The following is a 15,002-nucleotide window of genomic DNA, read 5'->3' as shown; positions in this document are numbered from 1 at the left end:
GATTCAATTTGTTAAAGAGCGGTTGGCCAAGAGCTTTTCGTCTCAACCGAGGCGCGCATTCTACGCTTTCCTCATTTGCTGTCAAGCGTTTATTTTGAAGTTTTTCAGAAGTCGCTTTTTGCAAAACACCTTCTACCTCAACAACTTACCGCTTGCCTCGTGGCGTTCAACGCTGCGAGGAGGCGAATAATACGCGGTTTGATTTCAGAGTCAACACCTTGATCTGAAAAAACTTTCGATCACCATCCAGCGGCACGTCGGCAACTATTCGCCACGCTTGCCGCTCTGTAGAGAAACACGCAAGCGGAGCGGCTTTGCCATGAGCGATGCACAGAATGAGAAGACCCCGGGGCTGTCGGCGGACGAAGAGCAGGAAGTCAGCCACAACCAGCCGCCGCGGGCGGCAGTGTTGCACGAGATCATCCGCTACCAGGGTGACCAGGAACTGGAACGCACCCTCGCCGCCTTGTGGTGGTCGGCACTGGCGGCAGGCCTGACCATGGGCCTGTCATTGATGGCCATGGGGCTGTTCTATGCCCGCCTGCCGGAAGGCGACAGCGCCCAGGTGATCGCCAGCCTGGGCTACAGCGCGGGGTTCCTGGCAGTGATCCTCGCCCGCCAGCAACTGTTCACCGAGAACACCCTGACCGCCGTGCTACCGGTGATGACCGCGCCCACCCTGAGCAACCTCGGCCGGCTGTTGCGCCTGTGGAGCGTCGTGCTGCTCGGCAACCTGGCCGGTACGCTGCTGGTGGCCTGGGTGATGCTCGAACTGCCAATCTTCGACAGCAAGACCGACATCGCCTTCCTTGAGGTGGGCCGCAAGGTGATGACCAACGACATCAGCCAGATGTTCGCCAAAGGCATCGTCTCCGGATGGATGATCGCCACCATGGTCTGGATGATCCCCTCCATGGAGCACGCCAAGATCTGGATCATCCTGGTGATCACCTACCTGATGGCCCTGGGCGACTTCACCCACATTGTCGTGGGCTCGGTGGAAGTGTCGTACCTTGTCTGGGCCGGCGATGAAACCTGGCAGGCGTTCTGGCTGGACTTCGCACTACCCACCCTGGCGGGCAACATCATCGGCGGCAGCTTCATCTTTGCCCTGATCAGCCACGCCCAGGTTCGCAGCGACAGCGGCAAGCCCCCCTCGCAATTGCTCAAGGATGAAAAGCCGAAAAAGGACTAGCGCGCCGCAACCGCCCGCTCGGCTCCCCTGCCCCGCTGCGGCAATGGCCGTGGCCGCCACCAGTTCTGCCCGGGGTGTGGCGAGTCGAGGCTGACCCGCTCGCCCATCTGCGGCGTGCTCAATTGCACCTGGGCGGCGTTGGTCAGGGCCAGGATACGCTCGAAGGGCTCCTGCCAACCGTGGATGGACAGGTCGAAGGTGCCGTTATGAATCGGCAACAACCAGCGGCCTTGCAAGTCCAGATGCGCCTGCAGGGTCTGTTCCGGCTGCATGTGCACATTGGGCCAGGCAACATTATAGGCGCCAGTCTCCATCAGGGTCAGGTCGAACGGCCCATACTGCTCGCCGATTTCACGAAAACCGTCGAAATAGCCCGTATCGCCGCTGAAGAATAGCCGCAGCCCTTCGTCGATCATCACCCAGGACGCCCAGAGCCTGCGGTTGCTGTCGAACAGCCCGCGCCCGGAGAAGTGCTGGGCAGGCGTGGCGACGAAGCGCACGCCTTCGACTTCGGTTTCCTGCCACCAGTCCAGTTGCCGCACCTTGGCCGGCGGCACGCCCCACTCGACGAGCAGGTCCCCCACGCCCAACGGCGCGAGGAAATGCTCGGTGCGCGGTGCCAGCTGGCGGATGGCCTGCTCATCCAGATGGTCGAAATGGTCGTGGGAGAGAATCACCGCGGTCAGTGGCGGCAGGTCGCCCAGCGCCAGCGGCGGCGCATGGAAGCGCAACGGCCCGGCCCACTGCACCGGCGAGGCGCGCTCGGCGAACACCGGGTCGGTAATGAAGAAGCGCCCGCGCAACTTGAGCAGCACAGTGGAATGGCCGAGGCGCCACAAGCTGTGATCCGGTGCGTCAGCCACCTGCTGGCGCGTCATCGGCTGCAGGCTGAGCGCTGCGTCTGGCCGGGTCTTTGGTGGCTTGCGCAGCAGCAGGTACTTGACGCCGATGCGCAACTTCTTGAGCACACCGTCCTTGGGCAGTTCGACCTGGTTGTGAAAGCGCCCGTCCCGATACGGAGCCGGCTCGCCGGCGGGGGTAGCCATGGACACCATGAGCAACAGCACTCCGCAAAAGAGGAAAGCCTTCATATTACTCCACAGGGTCGGATCAACCGTGAAATGGCTTGTAAGGTCATTTTTCGCCGATGAACGATTGTTCAACAATATTCACATTACTTATGCGATAAACGGCGCTCCACAGAAGAACGACAACCATGATCGACAATCGCAGCGGCAAGGGGCTCTCTTTCGTCAGGCGCATCTACCTGCCGCGCATCATCGGCCTGGGAATCGGCCTGTTCAGCGTGATGGCTGCCATCGCCCCGCTGACCCCACCGCCCTGGGCCTGGGCCCTGCTGCTGTTCAATGGCCTGGTCTGGCCACACGTGGCCTACCAGTGGGCCCTGCGCTCGGCCTCCCCGTACCAGGCCGAGCAGCGCAACATCCTGCTGGATTCGCTGATGGGCGGTTTCTGGACCGCAGCTATCCACTTCAACCCGCTACCCAGCGTCACCATCCTGTCGATGATGACCATGAACAACGTCGCCGCCGGTGGCAAACGCGTGCTGCTGCGTGGCCTGTTGGCGCAGCTGTGCGGCATGCTCTTGGCCACCACGCTGCTCGGCACCGGCCTGCAGACACAGGCCACGCAGTTGCAGGTCCTCGCCTGCCTGCCGATGCTGACCCTCTACCCCCTGGCCCTGGGCTGGGTGTGCTACCAGTTGGCGATCAAGCTGACCGAACACAAGCGCCGCCTCAGCGCCCTGAGCCGTACCGACAGCCTCACCGGACTGCTCAACCATGGTTCGTGGAAAGACCTGCTGCTGCTCAAGTTCCAGATCTGCCAGCAGCAGCGGCTGCCAGCGGTCATCGCGCTGATCGACATCGACCACTTCAAGACCATCAATGATACCTACGGCCATGTGGTCGGCGACTGCGTGTTGCGCCAGCTCAGCCAGGAGCTCAAGCGCACCCTGCGCGAGGACGACCTGGCCGGGCGCTATGGCGGCGACGAGTTCTGCGTGATCCTCCCCGGCACCCACGAAGCCCAGGCCTGCCAGGCCATGGAGCGCCTGCGCGAACGCGTGGCCGCCTACCGCAACCCGCACTTGCCGGGCTTGCGCATCAGCCTGAGCATCGGCCTGGCGGACTTTCGACCCGACCTCGCCTCGCCCGAGCATTGGCTGGAACAGGCCGACAAGGCCCTGTATGCCGCCAAGCGCCAGGGTCGCGACCAGGTCAATTTCGCTCGCGGCGAGGCCGCCACGCTCAGGCTGGCCTATCCTGACTGAACCTTCGCCCAGGCCTCGGGCGCAAGACAGCAGTTGAAGGAGTCGCCCGTACATGGACAGGAACGTCGACCTTTCACCCTCCAGCCCCACCTCGCGCCTGCAGGTGCGCCGCCTGGTCGGCGGTTTCTGCGCGCTGTTCGGGCTCGCTTGCGTGTTCACCCTGGTGGCGCTGTTCAACATCGCCGCCACGCTGGACCGCCAGGCGCTGGAGCAAAGCACCTTCCAGGCCACCCAGGCGCTGGAGCAGCGGCTGGTGGCCTCGCGTCAGTTCCTCTCCAGCTACGCCGTCTGGGACGTCGCCTACGAACATCTGGTAGGCAAGGTCGACTGGCAGTGGGCGTATGACGAGAAGAACGTCGGTGAGTCGCTGTACAGCGCCAGCGGCTACGAAGGCGTGTTCGTGGTCGAGGATGGCCGCACCACCTACGCCCTGTTCAAGGGCAAACCCACCGATTCGCCGGCTAGCGCCCATATCGACAGCCCCCTGGCAGCGATCATCGCCGCCGCGCGCAGGGCGGCCCCGGCCCGCGAGCAGGTAACCCATTTCGTACGTTTCAACGGCTGGCCCGCAGTACTCAGCGCCGCGGCAGTACGCCCGGACAAGGAAGTGACCGAGGCTGATGTAAAACAGGCGCCGGTGATGGTGTTCGTCGACCAGCTGACCGAAGCCAAGCTCGCAGTGCTGGGCAAAGGCGCGGGTTTGACCGGCATGCGCCTGGAGAAAAACGCTGTTGCCCAGGCCGGGCAACCGCATATCGCCCTCGGCGAAACCGGTTATCACCTGGTCTGGAACACACCGTTGCCGGGCCGCCAACTGCTTCATGCCTTTCTGCCGCCGCTGCTGGCAGTACTGCTGGTACTTGGCCTGGTGCTGCTCTACCTGTTCCGCCACGCCCTGCGCAGTTCCCAGGCAATAGATGAAAGCCTGCTGCGATTGCAGCAGAGCAACCGCGCCCTGGAAGCCAGCGAGCAGCGCTTTCGCGCAGTGGCCGAAGCCGCCTCCGACTGGATCTGGGAAACAGACCGCCATCACCGCCTGACCTACCTGTCGCAGCGCTTCGTCAGCGTCACCGGCTATCGCATCGAGGAGTGGCTCGGCCAGCCGCTCAACCAGTTGCTGGCCTGCGACACCACGCCCCTGCTGCCGTGGCTCGACAGCCAGGCCGACGACAACCCGCAGCAACTGGCCAACCTGCGCTGCAACTACGATGACGCCAGCGGCCAGAACCGCTACTGCCGCGTCTCGGCGCGCTCGATCGTCTACGAGGGCAAGCTCGCCGGCTTTCGCGGCACCGCCAGCGACATCACCGACGAGGTCGCCGCCCATGCCCGCATCCAGCACTTGTCGATGCACGATGCCCTGACGGGCCTCGCCAACCGCAACAAACTGTCGCGCCACCTCGAGCAGGCGTTGTTGCGCGGCAGCGATTCACCACCGTTGACCCTGCTGCTGCTGGACCTGGACAGTTTCAAGCCCATCAACGATTCCCTCGGCCATCCGGCCGGCGACGCAGTACTGCAGGAGGTGGCCGGCCGTCTGCGCGACACCACCCGCGACAATGACCTGGTCGCTCGCCTGGGCGGCGACGAGTTCGTCCTGGTCTTGCACGGCCTGGACAACCGCAGTGAAATCGACCGTTTCTGCGCGCGCCTGCTCGACCTTTTGCAGCAGCCCATTGGCTTCGAGGAACACCAGTTGCACATCGGCGCCAGCATCGGCATCGCCCAGACCCGGGCCCAAGGCTACGACGCCGGCGAACTGATCCGTTGCGCCGACATTGCCCTATACCAGGCCAAGGCCGACGGCAAGAACACCTGGCGTTACTTCTCGCCGGAAATGAACCAGCAGATCCAGTACCGTCGCCAACTGGAAAACGACCTGCGCCGGGCGATCAAGCAGCACGAGTTCGTGCTGCACTACCAGCCACGCTATCGCCTGGACGACCTGCGCATCGTCTCGGTGGAAGCCCTGTTGCGCTGGGAGCATCCGCAAGAAGGGCTGATAGGGCCAGACACCTTCATCCCACTGGCCGAACAGAGCGACCTGATCGTCCCGCTGGGTCGCTGGGTACTCGAAGAAGCCTGCCGCAATGCCCGTGACTGGCCCGAAGAGTTGCTGGTCTCGGTCAACCTGTCGCCTGCGCAGTTCTCCCGCAGCGATGTGGTCGCCGATGTGCGCCAGGTGTTGCTGGACACCGGCTTCCCGGCCCAGCGCCTGGAGCTGGAAATCACCGAGAACGTGATGCTCAACGACATCGAAGGCGCCCTGGGCACCATGCTCGCGCTCAAGGAACTGGGCGTGCGCCTGAACATGGATGACTTCGGCACCGGCTACTCGTCACTGGGCTACCTGCGCACCTACCCCTTCGACAGCATCAAGATCGACAAGCGCTTCATCGCCGGGTTGAGCAGCCAGAGCGGCAACGACCGGGCCGTGGTCCAGGCGATCATCAACCTGGGCAAGGCCATGGGGCTGACGGTGACCGCAGAGGGCGTGGAGACCGAGCAGCAATTGAAGGCGCTGGACAAGGAGCAGTGCCACGAGGTGCAGGGCTACTACCTGAGCAAGCCCGTGGACCGGGCAGGGTTCGAGGCGCTGCTGGCGAACCGGGAAGTTCGCCAGGATGCGTCCTGAACGCGCTGCCACGGGATTCAGCGCAGGCTGCGCTCAGCCACGATTTCGGGCAGGTCGGTACGGTTGAGGTAGATGCGCAAGGGCTCGCCGATGTTCAAGCGATCGTCCACATGCTGCTCCAGCAGCAACGCCAGGCGCTCCCGGCACAGCGCCATGCGCGCATCTGCCTCGGGCCGCCAGACGAACTCGCTGCAGGGGGTGATGCTGTCGTCGGCCACGTCCATGCCGAACGCGTCCTCTGAAAACCGCACGATATGGGTGCCGCGCTTGCCGTGAAAGCCGACGAAGCCCTTGAGCTGGTCGGCGGCGATGCAGATGTCCTGGGATGTGATGGCCATGGCGTAACCTCGCAAAGAATTCGGAAGTGACGCACGCAGAGGGGGCGGTCGCCTCTGGCGGGCAACGCGCAAGTGCCAGCCTAACCCAAGTGCCAGACCGTTCGCCAAGGTTTTTCGCCCCTCGCGCCAAGGCCCGCTAGACTGGATTTTCGAGCCCCTTCGTTGTTATCGGATCCGCCCCTCATGACCCAGGCCGTCACCGCCGACATTGCCATCATTGGTCGCATCAACGCCGTGCCGGCCATCCTCCAGGTCATCTGCGAGACCACTGGCCTGCGCTTTGCCGCCGTGGCCCGGGTGACCGAGAGCAACTGGACGGCCTGCGCGGTGCTCGACACCCTGGGATTCGGCCTCGAGGTTGGCGGCGAACTCGAGGTCGCCACCACGCTGTGCCACGAAATCCGCAGCACACGCCGTACCATCGTGATCGACAAGGCCAGCGAGGACGAGCAGTACTGCCGTCACCACGCCCCGCGCCAGTACCGCTTCGAAAGCTACATTTCAGTTCCGGTGCTACGTACCGACGGCAGCTTCTTCGGTACCATCTGCGCCCTGGACGCCAAGCCAACGCCGCTCAAGGGCACGGCGATACAGCCAATGATGGAATCGTTCGCCCGCCTGCTGGCCATTCAGATCGAAAGCGAGGAAAACGCCCAGCGCACAGAACTCGCCCTGCACAAAGAGCGGGCCATGGCCGAGGTCCGCGAGCAGTTCATTGCCGTGCTCGGCCACGACCTGCGCAACCCGCTGTTCGCCATCACCGCCGGTGCCGAACTGCTCAGCCAGCGCCTGACGCACGACAAGCAACGGGCCATCGCCCTGCATATCCTCACCTGCGGCCAGCGGGCCACCGAGCTGGTGCGCGACATGCTGGATTTCGCCCGTGGCCGCCTTGGTGCCGGGATCCCCTTGAACCTGCAACCCTGCCACGATCTGCCGGACGCCCTCGGCCATGTGGCCTCCGAGCTGCAGCGTGTCCACCCGCAGCGGCGCATCATCCTCGACATTGGCCAGGTCGGCGGCCTGCTGTGTGACCGCGAGCGAATCATGCAACTGTTGTCCAACCTGATCGCCAATGCCCTCCTTCATGGCGACCCACAAGGCCCGGTGACCGTGCGCGCCAGCCTCAGCGACAGTACGTTCGACCTGAGCGTGCACAACCAGGGCACGCCGATCGCCCCGCAAACCCTGCCCTTGCTGTTCGAACCTTTCAGCCGGCCGATCTCTGGCGCGCCCCAGCCCGGCCTGGGCCTGGGGCTGTACATTGCCAAGCAGATCGCCCTCGCCCACGGCGGCCGCATGGAGGTGACCTCCAGTGCCGAGGGCGGCACCCTGTTCAGTTTTCGCCTACCGAAGGATCGACCTGGGACTCCAGGAGCACCGCCAACCAGTTCATGAACGCCTGGACCCGGCGCGGCACATGGCGCTGCCGCGCATACAACAGCGACACCGGCATGGCCCGCGCCTGCCAGGGCTCGAGCAGCGACACCAGTTCACCCGCGCGCAGGTGTTCATCGACACCTACCGCCGGCACCTGGATCAGGCCTAGCCCAGCCAGGCAGGCGGCGGAATAGGCCTCGGCGTTGTTCACCGTGACCACGCCGGCCATGGCCTGGAAGCGCAGTTCGCCGCCCTGCTCGTATTCAAACCCGGCACTGCGCGCGCCGAGGTTGCGCACGTAGTGGACCAGCCGGTGGCTATCCAGGTCCTCCAGGCGGCGCGGCACACCGTGGCGTTCGAGATAGGCGGGGCTGGCGCAATTGCGCATGCTCAGGCGCCCGACCGGGCGCGCCACCACGTCAAGGTCGCTGAGCGCGCCGATGCGCATCACGCAATCGAAGCCTTCGCGCAACAGGTCGACCTGGCGGTCGGTGCAGCTGATCTCTACATCCAGGCGCGGGAAACGCTCGAGAAAACGCGGCAGCGCCGGCACGATGACCCGCCGCGCCATCATGGTCGGCAGGTCGATGCGCAGACGCCCGGCCAGCTCGGCGTCGTCGGCGCTGAACAGGCTCTCGATCTCGTCCATGCCCGACAACAGGTCCTTGCTGCGCTCGTACAGCAAGGCGCCGTCCTGGGTCGTGCGCACCCGGCGCGTGGTGCGGTTGAGCAGGCGCGTGCCGAGCAGGTTTTCCAGCGCCCGCACCTGTTCGGAAACGGTCGAGCGCGGCAGGCCCAGGCTTTCGCCGGCCAGGGTGAAACTGCTCAGTTCGCTGACCCTGACAAAGGTACGCAGCAGCTCCAACTTGTTCATACGGCCCCTAATTGTCCAATTGGCGCGAACAGTATTTCCGGATCTCCTGGATTTAACAGCACCTGTCCGACCAATAACCTGTCAGCCACAGCCACCCACCAAAGGTAACCGACATGACTCGCAAGATCGCACTGATCACCGGCGCCAGCCGCGGCCTTGGCAGGAACACCGCCGAACACCTGGCCGCCCGTGGCATCGACATCATCGGCACCTACCATAGCAAGGCCGACGAAGCCCGCGCCGTGGCGGCCACGCTGGAGCAGGCCGGCGGGCGCGCCGCCATGTTGCAATTGGATGTCAGCGACAGCGCCAGCTTCGCAGGCTTCGCCGAACGCCTGGGCGACACGCTTGAACAGCAGTTCGGGCGCCATCAGCTGGACTTCCTTGTAAACAACGCCGGCATCGGCCTGAACGTGCCATTCAGCGAGACCAGCGAGGCGCAGTTCGACCAGTTGCTGAACATCCAGCTCAAAGGCCCGTTCTTCCTTACCCAGCGCCTTCTGCCGCTGCTGGCCGATGGCGGGCGCATCGTCAACATCTCCACCGGCCTGACCCGCTTCGCCCTGCCCGGCTATGCCGCCTATGCGGCCATGAAGGGCGCCATGGAAGTACTGACCCGCTACCAGGCCAAGGAGCTGGGCGCGCGCGGCATCCGTGTGAACATTCTCGCGCCGGGCGCCATCGAGACCGATTTCGGCGGGGGCGTGGTGCGTGACAACCAGCAGGTCAATGACTACATCGCCGGCAATACCGCGCTGGGCCGGGTCGGCCTGCCCGACGATATCGGCGCGGCCATCGCCTTGTTGCTGGAAGATGGCAATGGCTGGATCAACGGGCAGCGGCTGGAGGTGTCGGGGGGCATGTTCCTCTGAGGAGTACGCTGCGCAATGCGCTCAAGCTCGGTTCAAGGCCTGGTGCAGCGCAGCGACGGCAGGAAGTGACAAAGCCTCATGGGTGATGCACAGGCCGACCCGGCGCCGCAGTGCCAGGCCGCTGCCGGGCCGCCAGTAGACCCCGGGACAGCGCTCGGCCAGGGACTGTGGCAACCATGCCGCGCCCAGCCCGGCGGCGACCATGGCCAGCGCCAGTTGCAACGAACCGGCCTGGCCAACCTGCTCGCCTTCGCCGTACAACCCCATCAGGCGCTGGTGCGAAGGATGCTGCGGACAGGTGATCCAGCGCCCGTCCGGCTGGCTGCCGGTCGCCATTACCAGCACGAAGGCCTCCTCCCACAACGGCAGGAACAGTTCGTCCTCGCAGCGCTGGGCCTCGTCGGCCAGCCGCGCATCCCCGTCGCACCCCGCCAGCAAGGTCAATTGCAGGCCCGCAACCGCCTGGCTGGCCAGGCGCACGCAAGCCTCGACCTGGGCCGGCGCGATGTCCGCCTCGATGCCCAGGGCCAAAGGCACCCGCTCCTGCCCCTGGCGAAAGCGCAGGCGCAGCGCGTCGGCCTCGGCCACCATGCGGCAGGCCTGGGGATACAGCTCACGCGCCTGCTCGCTGACTTCGACCCCACGGGCCTGACGCAGGAACAGCTCGGCGCCCAGGTCGTCCTCCAACTGGCGGATGGTCACCGACAAGGTGGGTTGCGCCACGCACAGGCGCTGGGCGGCTACCGTGATGTTGCGCGCTTCGAAGACCGCGATAAATGCCTTGAGATGACGGATATCCATAGATAGAACCGATGCCAGCCAGAGAAATAAGCCGTTTTTCATGGCCGAAAGGGCTATCTAGAATCCTGGCCATCGAAAGCGATTATGCCTGGGAGGCAACCATGAACAAACCCCTGATCATCATCACCGGCGCCAGCTCCGGCATAGGCGCCGCCACCGCCCAACGCTTTTCCGCCGCGGGCCATCCGCTGTTGCTGGTCGCCCGCCGCCTGGATCGCCTGGAGGCGCTGGCGTTGCCCGATTGCCTGTGCCGCGCCGTGGACATCCGCGACCGCGCAGCACTGGTCGCCGCCGTGGCCGAGGCCGAAGCCGTGTACGGGCCCGCCGATGCCTTGGTGAACAATGCCGGGGTGATGCTGCTGGGGCAGATGCACGAACAGGACCCGGAACAATGGGAGCGCATGTTCGACATCAACGTCAAAGGCCTGCTCAACGGCGTGCACGCGTTGGTCGGCGGGATGGTCGAGCGGCGCCATGGCACCCTGATCAACGTCAGCTCGGTGGCCGGACGCAAGACCTTCCCCAACCATGTGGCCTACGTAGGCAGCAAGTTCGCCGTGCACGGATTGTCGGAGAACCTGCGCGAGGAGCTGGCGCCACACAATGTGCGAGTGGTGACCATCGCGCCGGGCGCAGTGGAGACCGAGCTGCTCGGGCATACCACCGACGCGGGCATCAAGCGCGACTACGAGGCCTGGAAGGCCAATGACATGGGCGGCGTGGTGCTGTCGGCGGAAGATGTCGCCGGGGCAATCGTCTGGGCCTACCAGCAGCCGCAGCAGGTGTGCATTCGCGAGATCGTGCTGGCGGCGACCGCCCAGCAGCCTTGAGGCTGAGTACCGGGGCGTGATGCGCCCCTTTCGCCGGCGAGCCGGCTCCCACACCGACCGCGCCGGCCTCAAGTCATGTGCAATCCCAGGGGGAGCTGGCCTGCCCCCTCAAGGCGCTTCGTGCACCTGCACGCTGGCCGTCATGCCGGCGCTCAGGGTCACGCCCTCCGGCACCTGGTCCAGGCGGATGCGCACGGGTATGCGCTGCGCCAGCCGCACCCAGTTGAACGTCGGCTCCACCTCTGGCAGCAACTGCCCATCCGGCGTCGAGTTGCGGTCGGTGATCCCCCGGCTGATGCTTTCTACCTGCCCTTGCATCGCGTCGCCGGCGCCCATGAGCCAGACCTTGACCGGGTCGCCGACGCGAATCCGCGGCAGCTTGGTTTCTTCGAAATACGCCTGGATATAGAAAGTGGCATCGTCCACCAGCGCCATCACCGACTGCCCGGTGTTGACGAAATTGCCCTCGGCCAGGCGCAGATTGGTGATATGCCCGCCCCGCGGGGCGCGTACTTCGCTGCGGGCCAGGTTGATCTTCGCCACTTGCAACTGAGCCTCGGCCTCGTGCAGTTCGCCACGGGCGACAGCGGCGTTGATCTGGGCGTTCTCGCGCAGTTCGGCACTGATCGCCTCCGGCCCCAGCGCGGTGCGCCGGGCGGCCTCGCGCTCGCGCAGGCGCAACTGCTGGGTACGCGTCTCGACCACGGCGGTGGCCTGGTCGAAGGCGGCCTGGAAGCGTTCGCGGTCGATGCTCATCAGCAGGTCGCCGGCCTTCACCTGCTGGTTGTCATGCACCTTCAACGCGCTGACCCAGCCCGACACGTCGGGGGCGATCACCACCACGTCGGCACGCACCCGGGCATCCCGGGTCCAAGGCGTGAGCATGTAGTACTGCCACAGTTGATAGCCAGCAAAAACAGCAAGGATCACCACACACAGGGTGACCAGGGTACGTACGACTGTACGCATGGACTTACTCCTTACAAAGGGCCTGACAGGCGCACCACCCCATACAGCACACAGACGAACAGCGCAGCGTCGAACAACGCCTCGTGCCAGATCCAGCGCCCCAGGGGGGTGGCCTGCACGATGAAACGCAACAGCCCGGTGAGCACCAGCGCCAGCAGCACATAGATCAGAAACGGGCTGAGCAGCACGCCGCCCAGTGCCCACTCACGCAACCCCATGGGTTTCCTCCTGCCAGCGGCACCACTTGCCCCAGCTCTTGCGCAATTGCAGCACCGCGCCGATGGCCAGGCGCAGCGGGTCACTGGGCGGCTGGCGGCGCAGGGCCTCGATGAACTGTTCACTGGCAGCGTCCAGGCGCTGGCCACGCCCCGGCGCCGGGCCGCTGGCAAGGACCGCCTGCAACTGCTGCAGGTACTGGCGCTCGGCATTGCCCAGCGGCGCCTTGGCCACGGCCAGGCACATGCGCAGGTGCACCAGTTCGTCACCGATATCCAGACCGTGCAGGCCGTCGTCCCAGCGCTTGCGCTCGGCCTCGGGCAATTCGCTGGCATGCCGCGCCAGTTGCATCAGGCGGTCGGCCATGCGCCCGCCAAACCAGCTGTCGGCGCCGCGCAGGTCGCGCCGGGTCAGGCGCACCAGATCGCCTTGCGTGGCGGCGCGCAAGCGCCGGCCAAGCCAGGCCGGGTGACGCAGCACCAGCAAGCGGAACGCCATTACCGCGGCGCCCACGCCCAGCAGCATGGCCTGGGCGCTGTTGAGCATGGTCGCCACATCGAAATGCATGGCATTGAGCGGCGCGACCAGGACGATGAAGTGCAGGCAATAGGACGTGGCGGTCGCCCCGGTACGCGGGTGGGCCATGCCCAGGGCGCCAAAGAACAACGGCACACCCATGCCCAGGCAGAGCATGGCGAAGCTGCTCCATTGCGGCAGCAGGATCTGCCCCACCAGAAACGCCACCGGGATGGCCAGGAGAATGCCGCGCAGGAAACTCAGGCCGATCTGCGCGCCATTCTCGCGGCTGGCGAACAGGCTGCAGACCACACAGGTGAGCACCAGGCCGCCTGGCGCCGATGGCCAGGCCGTGGCCAGCCAGAAACTGCTCATGGCCAGGAAGGCCAGGGCGCTGCGCGAACCGAACAGCAGGGCAAGGGACAAGTCGCGATGGGTTGCCAGGCTCTGCGTCGCCTGCCTCGGCGCCCGCCCCTGCTCGACGTCGTCGAGGGCCTGGGCGCAAGCCATCGTGTAGTCCAGCAGCAAGGTCAGGCGCGCCAGACAGTAATGCTCGGCGGGGCTGATCCGCTCGTCGTGGGCGGCGTCCCAGACACGCTGGCGCAACACCAGCAAGCTGGGCTGCTCGGGGCTGGCCAGGTGAGCGCGAACCTCGTCCAGCCATGGCGCCAGGTGCCTGGCTTCACCCTCGTCAAGCTGGCGCCACTGCCTGCGCACCGAGCGTGAGATGCGCAAAAGCACCATCAGTGTCTGGCTCAGGCCGCTGATCGCCCGGGCGCGCTGGCGGCCACGACTGCCTTCGAACCAGGCATGTTCGCGCTGGGCATCGATGGCGACGATGCGCCCGAGGCTGTCGAGCAGGCCGCCGCGTGCCTCGTCTTCGCCGCCAAGCATGGCGTTGGCCGCCTGCAGGCCGTTCTGCCAGGCCTGGCGGGCTTGGTCGGCCAGTTGCTGCTCCACGCGCATGGGCCAGAGCAGCGCGCTGGTGACGGTGGCGCAGACGATGCCCAGGCAGATCTCGGTGCAGCGCGCCACGGCCTGGTCGAAGACCTGCAGCGGGTGGTCGACCGCCGGCAGGGCGATGATCGCCACGGTGTAGCCGGCCAGCACGAACGCGTAGGCCCAGGCGCTGCGCAACTGGGTCGAGGCAGCGGTACACAGGGCCAGCCACAAGGCCAGGGTCAGCAGGAACAGCCATGGGGTCTGGGCGAACAGGCCGATGAACACCACCGACATGCAAGTGCCGACCAGGGTGCCGGCCAACCGCGCCAGGCCCTTCTGCACCACCATCCCCGACAACGGCTGGGCGACGATGAAGGCAGTCATCAGCGCCCACGCCGGTTGCTCCAGGCCCCAGCGCATCGCCAACCACAAAGCCAGGCCGCCACCAAGCAAGGTCTTGATGGCGAACTTGAGGGCGAGGCTGCTGGGGGCAAACAGGGCCTGGAAGGTGATGGGCACGAAACGGACCTTGGGCGCGCTGGGGTAATAGGAAGAAAGATAGACAACGGGAGGAAGGATAAAGCGGAAACGATTAATTAGCTAGCTAATCATCTAAGCAGTCGCAGGCAGATTTTCGCAGGCAAAAAAAAATGGGCGACCGAAGTCGCCCTAAATGCCTTGCGTGCTCGTGTATCGGGAAGGATCAGCGCTGGTTGCGCTTTTTCGAGTCCTTCCAGATGAAAATGCCCAGACCGGCGAAGAAGGCCAACATCAACCCGACTGTTACCACCCCGGCGATAACCACGTTGTCGAAGAACATGTCGGCTCCTCCCTTGATGTGCCGTCATCCGATGGGTGCAAGGTAACCAATGCGAGGAGGGGGAAAATTGACCGGAGTCAATGGCGCCCGGGGCCGGGCGCGGGAGGCGGGTGCAGGTTTGACCTGCATCAAGTTTCAGCGCTTCTTCGATTTGCCCTTGGGCTTTTTCTTCTTGCCCTGCCCCAGCGGCAAGGCCTGCTCGAAGGCCTGGCGCATGTCGTCCAGGCGCTTGTCATTGAGGTCGTGGATGCGTTTGGCGCGTTCGGCGCCGAAGTCGATCAGTTTGTCTTGGCTCATGGTGGGCTCGACGGACAGCAGAGG

General features: G+C 65.2%; 16 protein-coding genes. 7 read left to right on the top strand and 9 right to left on the bottom strand.

Features of this window, described 5'->3' with window-relative positions; all coding sequences use genetic code 11:
- On the top strand, nucleotides 1–190 hold a 190-nt coding region (locus AC3WL2_RS23615), incomplete at its 5' end, for a hypothetical protein (RefSeq protein ID WP_218276047.1).
- A gap of 129 nt (nucleotides 191–319) precedes the next feature.
- The gene (locus AC3WL2_RS23610) at nucleotides 320–1,195 is read left to right on the top strand and encodes a formate/nitrite transporter family protein (protein ID WP_102684702.1); all 876 of its coding nucleotides are present in this window, start codon (nucleotides 320–322) and stop codon (nucleotides 1,193–1,195) included.
- On the opposite strand, the gene AC3WL2_RS23605 is transcribed toward AC3WL2_RS23610, so the two are convergent.
- Nucleotides 1,192–2,286: an MBL fold metallo-hydrolase gene (locus tag AC3WL2_RS23605; RefSeq protein ID WP_102684701.1), complete on the bottom strand. Its 1,095-nt coding sequence runs from the start codon at nucleotides 2,284–2,286 to the stop codon at nucleotides 1,192–1,194. The two genes, AC3WL2_RS23610 and AC3WL2_RS23605, sit on opposite strands and share 4 nt — an antisense overlap.
- 125 nt (nucleotides 2,287–2,411) lie before the next feature.
- On the opposite strand from AC3WL2_RS23605, the gene AC3WL2_RS23600 reads away from it, so the two are divergent.
- The gene (locus AC3WL2_RS23600) at nucleotides 2,412–3,488 is read left to right on the top strand and encodes a diguanylate cyclase (protein WP_102684700.1); all 1,077 of its coding nucleotides are present in this window, start codon (nucleotides 2,412–2,414) and stop codon (nucleotides 3,486–3,488) included.
- Between the two features lie 52 nt (nucleotides 3,489–3,540).
- Entirely contained in the window at nucleotides 3,541–6,123 is a 2,583-nt protein-coding gene (locus tag AC3WL2_RS23595; RefSeq protein ID WP_102684699.1) for a bifunctional diguanylate cyclase/phosphodiesterase, read from the top strand.
- A gap of 17 nt (nucleotides 6,124–6,140) precedes the next feature.
- Here the strand turns inward: AC3WL2_RS23595 and AC3WL2_RS23590 are convergent, their stop codons facing one another.
- Nucleotides 6,141–6,461 (bottom strand): DUF2025 family protein, encoded by a 321-nt coding sequence (locus AC3WL2_RS23590; RefSeq protein WP_102684698.1) that lies wholly within the window; start codon nucleotides 6,459–6,461, stop codon nucleotides 6,141–6,143.
- A 183-nt stretch (nucleotides 6,462–6,644) separates the two neighbouring features.
- Between AC3WL2_RS23590 and AC3WL2_RS23585 the strand changes: the two genes are divergently transcribed.
- The gene (locus tag AC3WL2_RS23585; RefSeq protein WP_102684697.1) at nucleotides 6,645–7,859 is read left to right on the top strand and encodes a GAF domain-containing sensor histidine kinase; all 1,215 of its coding nucleotides are present in this window, start codon (nucleotides 6,645–6,647) and stop codon (nucleotides 7,857–7,859) included.
- Here AC3WL2_RS23585 and AC3WL2_RS23580 read toward each other — a convergent pair.
- Nucleotides 7,798–8,715 (bottom strand): LysR family transcriptional regulator, encoded by a 918-nt coding sequence (locus AC3WL2_RS23580; protein ID WP_102684696.1) that lies wholly within the window; start codon nucleotides 8,713–8,715, stop codon nucleotides 7,798–7,800. The two genes, AC3WL2_RS23585 and AC3WL2_RS23580, sit on opposite strands and share 62 nt — an antisense overlap.
- A 113-nt stretch (nucleotides 8,716–8,828) precedes the next feature.
- On the opposite strand from AC3WL2_RS23580, the gene AC3WL2_RS23575 reads away from it, so the two are divergent.
- Complete coding sequence (locus AC3WL2_RS23575) at nucleotides 8,829–9,587, top strand: SDR family NAD(P)-dependent oxidoreductase (RefSeq protein WP_102684695.1); 759 nt, start codon at nucleotides 8,829–8,831, stop codon at nucleotides 9,585–9,587.
- Between the two features lie 21 nt (nucleotides 9,588–9,608).
- Here AC3WL2_RS23575 and AC3WL2_RS23570 read toward each other — a convergent pair whose 3' ends face one another.
- The gene (locus AC3WL2_RS23570; RefSeq protein ID WP_102684694.1) at nucleotides 9,609–10,388 is read right to left on the bottom strand and encodes a LysR family transcriptional regulator; all 780 of its coding nucleotides are present in this window, start codon (nucleotides 10,386–10,388) and stop codon (nucleotides 9,609–9,611) included.
- Nucleotides 10,389–10,489: 101 nt separating this feature from the next.
- On the opposite strand from AC3WL2_RS23570, the gene AC3WL2_RS23565 reads away from it, so the two are divergent.
- Nucleotides 10,490–11,218: an SDR family oxidoreductase gene (locus tag AC3WL2_RS23565; protein ID WP_102684693.1), complete on the top strand. Its 729-nt coding sequence runs from the start codon at nucleotides 10,490–10,492 to the stop codon at nucleotides 11,216–11,218.
- 108 nt (nucleotides 11,219–11,326) lie between these two features.
- Here AC3WL2_RS23565 and AC3WL2_RS23560 read toward each other — a convergent pair whose 3' ends face one another.
- The 5 genes from AC3WL2_RS23560 to AC3WL2_RS23540 all read right to left on the bottom strand — a co-directional run bounded on the left by AC3WL2_RS23560 (nucleotide 11,327) and on the right by AC3WL2_RS23540 (nucleotide 14,978).
- Nucleotides 11,327–12,187, bottom strand: a complete 861-nt coding sequence (locus AC3WL2_RS23560; protein WP_046854497.1) for an efflux RND transporter periplasmic adaptor subunit — start codon at nucleotides 12,185–12,187, stop codon at nucleotides 11,327–11,329.
- A gap of 11 nt (nucleotides 12,188–12,198) precedes the next feature.
- Nucleotides 12,199–12,405 carry a DUF1656 domain-containing protein gene (locus AC3WL2_RS23555; protein WP_102684692.1) on the bottom strand — a complete coding sequence of 69 codons (207 nt, stop codon included), beginning with the start codon at nucleotides 12,403–12,405 and terminating at the stop codon, nucleotides 12,199–12,201.
- Entirely contained in the window at nucleotides 12,392–14,380 is a 1,989-nt protein-coding gene (locus AC3WL2_RS23550) for an FUSC family protein (protein ID WP_102684691.1), read from the bottom strand. The genes AC3WL2_RS23555 and AC3WL2_RS23550 overlap by 14 nt, the downstream gene beginning before the upstream one ends.
- Nucleotides 14,381–14,564: 184 nt before the next feature.
- Entirely contained in the window at nucleotides 14,565–14,681 is a 117-nt protein-coding gene (gene ccoM, locus AC3WL2_RS23545; RefSeq protein WP_023629476.1) for a cytochrome c oxidase subunit CcoM, read from the bottom strand.
- Between the two features lie 135 nt (nucleotides 14,682–14,816).
- Nucleotides 14,817–14,978 (bottom strand): hypothetical protein, encoded by a 162-nt coding sequence (locus tag AC3WL2_RS23540; protein WP_173862462.1) that lies wholly within the window; start codon nucleotides 14,976–14,978, stop codon nucleotides 14,817–14,819.
- Nucleotides 14,979–15,002: the final 24 nt, after the last annotated feature.

It is taken from the genome of Pseudomonas sp. FW305-96, assembly GCF_058783825.1.
The sequence above is the reverse complement of the archived record's forward strand: the minus strand, read 5'-3'. Positions and strand labels throughout refer to the sequence as shown.

Excerpts from the sequence above, each read along its gene's own strand:
- AC3WL2_RS23605 (WP_102684701.1), bottom strand. The coding sequence starts at position 2,286 with ATGAAGGCTTTCCTCTTTTGCGGAGTGCTGTTGCTCATGGTGTCCATG.
- AC3WL2_RS23585 (WP_102684697.1), top strand. The coding sequence starts at position 6,645 with ATGACCCAGGCCGTCACCGCCGACATTGCCATCATTGGTCGCATCAAC.
- AC3WL2_RS23575 (WP_102684695.1), top strand. The coding sequence starts at position 8,829 with ATGACTCGCAAGATCGCACTGATCACCGGCGCCAGCCGCGGCCTTGGC.
- AC3WL2_RS23580 (WP_102684696.1), bottom strand. The coding sequence starts at position 8,715 with ATGAACAAGTTGGAGCTGCTGCGTACCTTTGTCAGGGTCAGCGAACTG.
- AC3WL2_RS23590 (WP_102684698.1), bottom strand. The coding sequence starts at position 6,461 with ATGGCCATCACATCCCAGGACATCTGCATCGCCGCCGACCAGCTCAAG.
- ccoM (WP_023629476.1), bottom strand. The coding sequence starts at position 14,681 with ATGTTCTTCGACAACGTGGTTATCGCCGGGGTGGTAACAGTCGGGTTG.
- AC3WL2_RS23540 (WP_173862462.1), bottom strand. The coding sequence starts at position 14,978 with ATGAGCCAAGACAAACTGATCGACTTCGGCGCCGAACGCGCCAAACGC.
- AC3WL2_RS23555 (WP_102684692.1), bottom strand. The coding sequence starts at position 12,405 with ATGGGGTTGCGTGAGTGGGCACTGGGCGGCGTGCTGCTCAGCCCGTTT.
- AC3WL2_RS23610 (WP_102684702.1), top strand. The coding sequence starts at position 320 with ATGAGCGATGCACAGAATGAGAAGACCCCGGGGCTGTCGGCGGACGAA.
- AC3WL2_RS23600 (WP_102684700.1), top strand. The coding sequence starts at position 2,412 with ATGATCGACAATCGCAGCGGCAAGGGGCTCTCTTTCGTCAGGCGCATC.
- AC3WL2_RS23565 (WP_102684693.1), top strand. The coding sequence starts at position 10,490 with ATGAACAAACCCCTGATCATCATCACCGGCGCCAGCTCCGGCATAGGC.
- AC3WL2_RS23595 (WP_102684699.1), top strand. The coding sequence starts at position 3,541 with ATGGACAGGAACGTCGACCTTTCACCCTCCAGCCCCACCTCGCGCCTG.
- AC3WL2_RS23570 (WP_102684694.1), bottom strand. The coding sequence starts at position 10,388 with ATGGATATCCGTCATCTCAAGGCATTTATCGCGGTCTTCGAAGCGCGC.
- AC3WL2_RS23560 (WP_046854497.1), bottom strand. The coding sequence starts at position 12,187 with ATGCGTACAGTCGTACGTACCCTGGTCACCCTGTGTGTGGTGATCCTT.